This window comes from Methanomethylovorans sp. (assembly GCF_050177135.1).
In the GTDB taxonomy this organism is placed as follows: Archaea; Halobacteriota; Methanosarcinia; order Methanosarcinales; family Methanosarcinaceae; genus Methanomethylovorans.
Map to the genome: position 1 here is coordinate 1 of NZ_JBFXHJ010000136.1, position 5,827 is coordinate 5,827.

Below are 5,827 nucleotides of genomic sequence, written 5' to 3' on the forward strand. Positions count from 1 at the left end.
CCATAAGGAGGTCACTGTATCCTTTGATGGAAGTGAGAGGCGTTCTTAGCTCGTGGCTCACATTTGAGAGCAGTTCGTTCTTCATCCTGTCCACGGACTGCAATTCCTTGTTAGCTGTGCTAAGTTCATCGGCATATTCTCTCAATTTCTCTTCGGCGATCTTGCGCTCACCTATATCCTCAACGATGCCCACTCCGCCCAGCAACGTACCGTCATCTGATGTGTTTGGACTGTAATCAACTTTTATAAATGCTGTTTTACCATTTCCCTGAGCCTGGTATTCTCCCTCAAAGTGTCCCGGCCTTAGTAAGAGCACTTCGTTGAAGGCCGCTTTCATCTTTTCATCCCTCAAAGAAATATTCATGTTGAAACCTATTATCTTTTCTTTAGGTATGCCCAGAATCTCCGATATCTTATCGTTACAATGGGTAACAGTGCCATCCTTATCAAAGTTGAAAATGCCAAGCGGGGAATTCTCAAATATCAGCCTGTATTTGTTTTCAGATTCCTTGAGTGCTATATCCATCTCTTTGATATGTGTGATATCAATAATGATACCCTGATAATAGCTAGGCCCTCCCACCTCATCTCTTGCCAGCATTGACCTTTCTGTGACCCATTTTATTTCTCCACTGTGCGTTAAGATGCGATATTCTCTGATAAAGTATGGTTGTCCGTGCCTTTCGAAATCCGATACTTCGGCAGTAAGGCCACTGAGGTCTTCGGGATACACTATGTCGCTATAGAGCAGTTTACCGGATGTGAAATCTTCCGCCTGGTATCCGAACCTGGTTATATTCTCGGAAACAAAAACCACTGGCCATCCAGGTTCCGGTCTCCAGAGAAAAGCAACAACAGGACTATTCCTGTAGATAACATCCAGTTTCCTTTCTGAAGATCCGTCTCCTTCGACCGATGAACCTATTTTCTTTGTACTGAAGTGTTCCACAGTGCCAACCATACCATCATAGGCACCATTCTCATCCAAAAGAGGCAACAACTGACCACTTTGTTCCATAAGTTCCCCCCTGGAGGTGATAATAGGCAGCAAGGAATAGTTTACTGGTGTCAGTTTTTCCCTGGCTTTATGGAACAGTTCCCTAAAATGCACTTCATCTATGATCTCCTGGTCGGGAAGTAATAGCATCAGGTCCTTATCCATCAGATCATCTGACCTCATGCCGGAAATATCCTCCATTCCTCTATTGAAAAATGTGAACCGGTTCTCCCTGTCAACAGCCCAGACCCCCTTCCAGGCGCGTGCAAGAATATTTATGCAAATATTATCCACATGATTTTGTGGCTCATTATGGATTAAATATCTTTTCAGCCATTACAGGTAAAAGGTAGCATAATATAAAGAACAGAGTTTTTCCCGATAGGAAAAAAAGCTAATTATAATGATCTGCCCTTACTTTTTATTTCTTCAACTCTATGTATGGGGGAGCAGTATATGTACTGTAGTACCCTGACCTTCCTTGCTATTGATCCAGATCTTACCTTTATGCTCTTCGATTATTATCTTGCACATAAAGAGTCCCAATCCGTTACCTCCGTAATTACGGGTTGATGATCCATCTAACTGGAAAAACATCTGGAAAACTTTTTCCAGATTCGCCTCAGCTATACCAATACCTGTATCATTGATGATCAAATGGACAAATTCTTTTTCTTCCGCAACAGATACTGTTATCTTTCCGCCACTATTTGTGAACTTGATCGCATTATCCAGAATGTGAACAAAAACCCGGGGCAAATAATCTATGTCACCAATAATTTCAGGTAGCTCTGAGGGTATACCTTCTTCCAGTTCAAGACCTTTATGTTTCAGTTTCTCATTTACTATATTCAAAGAAATATGTAGCATATTGGCTATTGATAAATTTTCAAAATTATACTTGATAGCACCATGGGTTGCAGAACTGACGAACAGCAGGGAATCCAGGACCGTTTGTAGTTGTTTTGTTTTCTCAACAACTCTATTCATTGCTTTTTTCTGTTCGGTATTCAATGGCCCAAGATCTTCGTCATGTACAAGTTCACTGAAGCCTTTGATACTTGTAAGGGGCGTATTGATCTCGTGCTGAAGATTAGAAAGGAATTCATTTTTGAGCCTGTCCAGGGATTTCAGGCTCTCATATGCATTTGCCAGCTCTTGATTGGCCTTCATGAGGTTTTCTTCCGAGCGTTTTATTTCAGTTATGTCCCTCAGATGTTCAACGATCATTATTGCCTCCCCGTCTTCATCGAAGATAGGATAAGCTTTCATCTCTTTGATGCTTCCATCTGCAGGATCTGTCCAAAATGCCTCTTTAGGAATACCTGTAGCAAAAGCTTCAAGTATATGGATACTTTCACACGAATCTGAGTTGGGTGTAAGGATCTTATTACGATAGGGGTGTTTTTGCCGTTCTTCTTCGGATATGTCCTCAAGACCTTTCCAGTTACTGCTCACGATCCTTAGGTCCCTGTCGAGGACCAGTATCAGATCATTGATCGCGTTAAAAGTATTGACCAGGAGTTTCTTTTGTTGCTGCTGGACATGTTCTGCTTCCTCTATCTTTGTTATGTCTTCTATTATTCCAAGGCCGCCCTTTAATTCACCTTCGGGTGTCAGTTCCGGCAGGTATATGGAACGAAGTTTTACAGGCCGTTTTTTCAGATCTACCTCGTACTCGGTTTTAACAGGTTCTGGAGACAGCTTATGTGAGGAGAACATTTTCCAGATTATTTCATTGTCAATTATATCAGTAACTTGAAGCCCTATTATCTTGTTTTCGGGCATGTCCAGTATTTGTGTAAGTTTATGGTTGCAATGAACAATATTACCTTTCTTGTCCGTGAAAAGCCCTACTGGACAATTATGGAAAAGTGCACTGTAGCGCCGGGTGCTTTCCAGAGATATTCTTTCAAGCTCTTTCTTTTCGATCAAATTGCTTAGAGACCCGGAGAGAATATTGAGAATTTCATGTGCCTGTGTCCATTGTTCAGAATTTTGCCTCTCTTTATTGTACAATGCTGATATGTAGCCACGGATCTTTCCATGTACTGCCACATCCACGGATATAGATGGGTACTGGCCGTTTTCCGGGTATCCGTAGATCTTTCCATCCATTTTTACAGTGATGCCGTATACCTGAAGAGATAGCATTGCTTCAGGTAACGACCTTACAAGCATACTTATAAGAGAATGTACCGGCAGGCTGGAGTTAAGTAAACTGATAATCTTCAGCAATGCAAACGAATTTTCTGTGGCGTTTTCCTGAATGTTCGGCGCACATTCTCCTAAGACGCAGGTGTCGTTTATCAAGGTCATTTATTATATTTATATAATTATAATATTTGTATAAAAGGATTTCCACAGATGCATGTGGCATGATAACCAATAGCCATATTTATTAAACATGCGCAAAGTATAACGTGCAGGTCCTTCAGAGGAACCTTCTTCAGGTGAAAAGATGTACGCAGACAGAATCAATGCTCTACCACCTTACCTCTTTGCAGCGATCGATGAATCCAAAGCCAGGATGTTGGCAAAAGGAGTAGATGTGATAGATCTTGGTATAGGTGATCCTGATCAGCCCACACCTTCGCATATAGTGGAATCCATGTGCCAGGCTGTCAGAGATCCTTCCACACACAGATACCCATCGTATACTGGTATGTTAGAGTTCAGGAAAGCTGCTGCCAGGTGGTGCCATGAAACAAAGGATATTAACATAGACCCTGTGAACCAGACACTTACACTTATAGGCTCCAAGGAAGGCGTTGCTCATATTCCTCTGGCTTTCATCGATCCGGGTGATGTGGTGCTGTGTCCTGATCCGGCTTATCCGGTATATAAGATAGGCACGCAGTTCGCAGGTGGGGAACCTTTTATAATGCCGCTTCTCGAAGAGAACGGTTTCCTGCCAGACCTTGATGCTATACCGGCGGATATGCTGGCAAGGGCAAAACTGATGTTCCTTAATTATCCGAACAATCCTACATCTGCAACAGCTGATAGGTCTTTCTTTGAAGAGGTTGTGGAATTCGCAAAGGACAACGATCTCATTGTGGTACATGACAATGCATATTCCGAAATGGTCTATGAAGGATATCAGGCACCAAGCTTCCTGAGCGTGGATGGTGCCATGGATGTTGGTATTGAACTTTTTTCTCTTTCAAAGACTTATAATATGACCGGATGGCGTCTGGGTTTTGCAGTAGGTAACGAAAAACTCATTAAAGGGCTTGGAAAGGTTAAATCCAACATCGATTCCGGTGCATTTGATGCTATACAGATGGCAGGGATCACCGCACTTACAAGTTCCCAGCAGTGTGTAAGCGACATGAACCGGATATATGAAAAGAGAAGGGATGTGCTGCTCAAAGGCCTGCAGGGTATAGGCCTCGATGTTAAGCCTCCAAAGGCGACATTCTATATGTGGGCTCCGGTTCCGAAGGGTTACGATTCTATGGCATTCTCACAGCTGTTGCTTGAAAAGGCCGGGATAGTGGCTACTCCAGGAGTGGGTTTCGGGCAATACGGCGAAGGTTATATCAGGTTCGCCCTGACACAATCCGTGGAAAGGATCAATGAAGCAGTTGCAAGGATGGAAAAGCTCAGATTATAAAGTTGATCAGAAGAGACGAGTGTGGATCTTATTTTTCCCTGTCTCTTTCTGAGCTCATGTTAATGGACATTTCAGCTATATCGGCACTATATTCAGAAATCCTTTTGAGGCTCTCGATTATGGAGCCCATTTGCTCGGATGTGCAGCGTGATGTTCCCTGCTCATTGCGCATAATGGTGTAATCCTCGAACTTTCTCGCGTAATTGACGACCTTGTTCGAGTACTTGGTGTCCTTTTCTTCCAGGGCCTTTATGGAGTCAGCAAAAACCTTCTGAGCCAGGTTTCCCATCGCAAAGACGGCATCCTTTTCAGGGACCACGGTATCCATAATAATGATCTGGCGCGCTATTCTTTCCACATGGTCCCCTATGCGCTCGATGATCTTCGTAACAAGCCTGTACCCCAGGCACTGGCGGGGTCTTTCTATTCCGATTTTCTCGGCAAGTTTCGGATCTTCTACTGCAGATTTTAATTGCCTTACGGTCAGAAGATAGAATCTGTCCACTTCATTATCCCTGTTGACTATATCTCTGGCAAGTTCCAGATCATGTTCCCTCAGGGCAAGCATCACGTCCTCGAGCATTGAAGTGATGAGCCGGGACATGTTCTGCAAGGCTTTGTCCAGTGGTAGTTCCTGGTAGTTCATAAGGCTTTGTAGCACTATCTCATTTCTTGATTCCTCAATGACCTCAATACCAATGAGGCGCTGGCGGGTAACATCTTTGAAGAACTTACGATCCATTGCATGGAATCCTTTTTTTGTGACCAGTCGGATAATATCACGTCCTGCGAGATAATGGGACACGATTATCCTGAAATTATCTTCTTGTGTGTCCTCCTGAGATATCTCGATCACAGATTCCTGTTTCCTTTTATCCAGCTTTGAATCGGCAGATAACAAAAGAGTGCAATCACTTTGTGGAATAAGAGTTAAGGTGTCCCCAGAGTTAAGACCGCAGTCGCGTACCCATTTGATGGGTAAAGAAACAATATATGTGGAACCACCTGTCAATTGGATCTTTCTTTGCTCATAATTTATAACAACACACCCTATATTTTGGTACATTTGCATATACTTATTCAGAATACATAAATATGATGGATTTACCATATATCTATCTATATTCAATGTTGATACAATAATAGCATTGTATCGATCAATAAAAAGATTTCATTTATAAGCTTTTATTAAACTATATAGATTACTCCTA

At 42.5% G+C, this 5,827-nt stretch carries 4 protein-coding genes; 1 reads left to right on the forward strand and 3 read right to left on the reverse strand.

Going from position 1 to position 5,827, the window contains the following annotated elements; all coding sequences use genetic code 11:
- Positions 1-1,291, reverse strand: a 1,291-nt coding sequence (locus AB7U21_RS09790) for a PAS domain S-box protein (RefSeq protein ID WP_428388675.1), incomplete at its 3' end; no start/stop codon positions are given.
- 141 nt (positions 1,292-1,432) lie between these two features.
- The gene (locus AB7U21_RS09795; protein ID WP_428388677.1) at positions 1,433-3,316 is read right to left on the reverse strand and encodes an ATP-binding protein; all 1,884 of its coding nucleotides are present in this window, start codon (positions 3,314-3,316) and stop codon (positions 1,433-1,435) included.
- Between the two features lie 142 nt (positions 3,317-3,458).
- Here AB7U21_RS09795 and AB7U21_RS09800 point away from each other — a divergent pair, with 142 nt between their 5' ends.
- Positions 3,459-4,616 (forward strand): LL-diaminopimelate aminotransferase, encoded by a 1,158-nt coding sequence (locus AB7U21_RS09800; protein WP_333787084.1) that lies wholly within the window; start codon positions 3,459-3,461, stop codon positions 4,614-4,616.
- A gap of 28 nt (positions 4,617-4,644) precedes the next feature.
- Here AB7U21_RS09800 and AB7U21_RS09805 read toward each other — a convergent pair whose 3' ends face one another.
- Complete coding sequence (locus AB7U21_RS09805) at positions 4,645-5,682, reverse strand: phosphate uptake regulator PhoU (protein WP_333787083.1); 1,038 nt, start codon at positions 5,680-5,682, stop codon at positions 4,645-4,647.
- Positions 5,683-5,827: the final 145 nt, after the last annotated feature.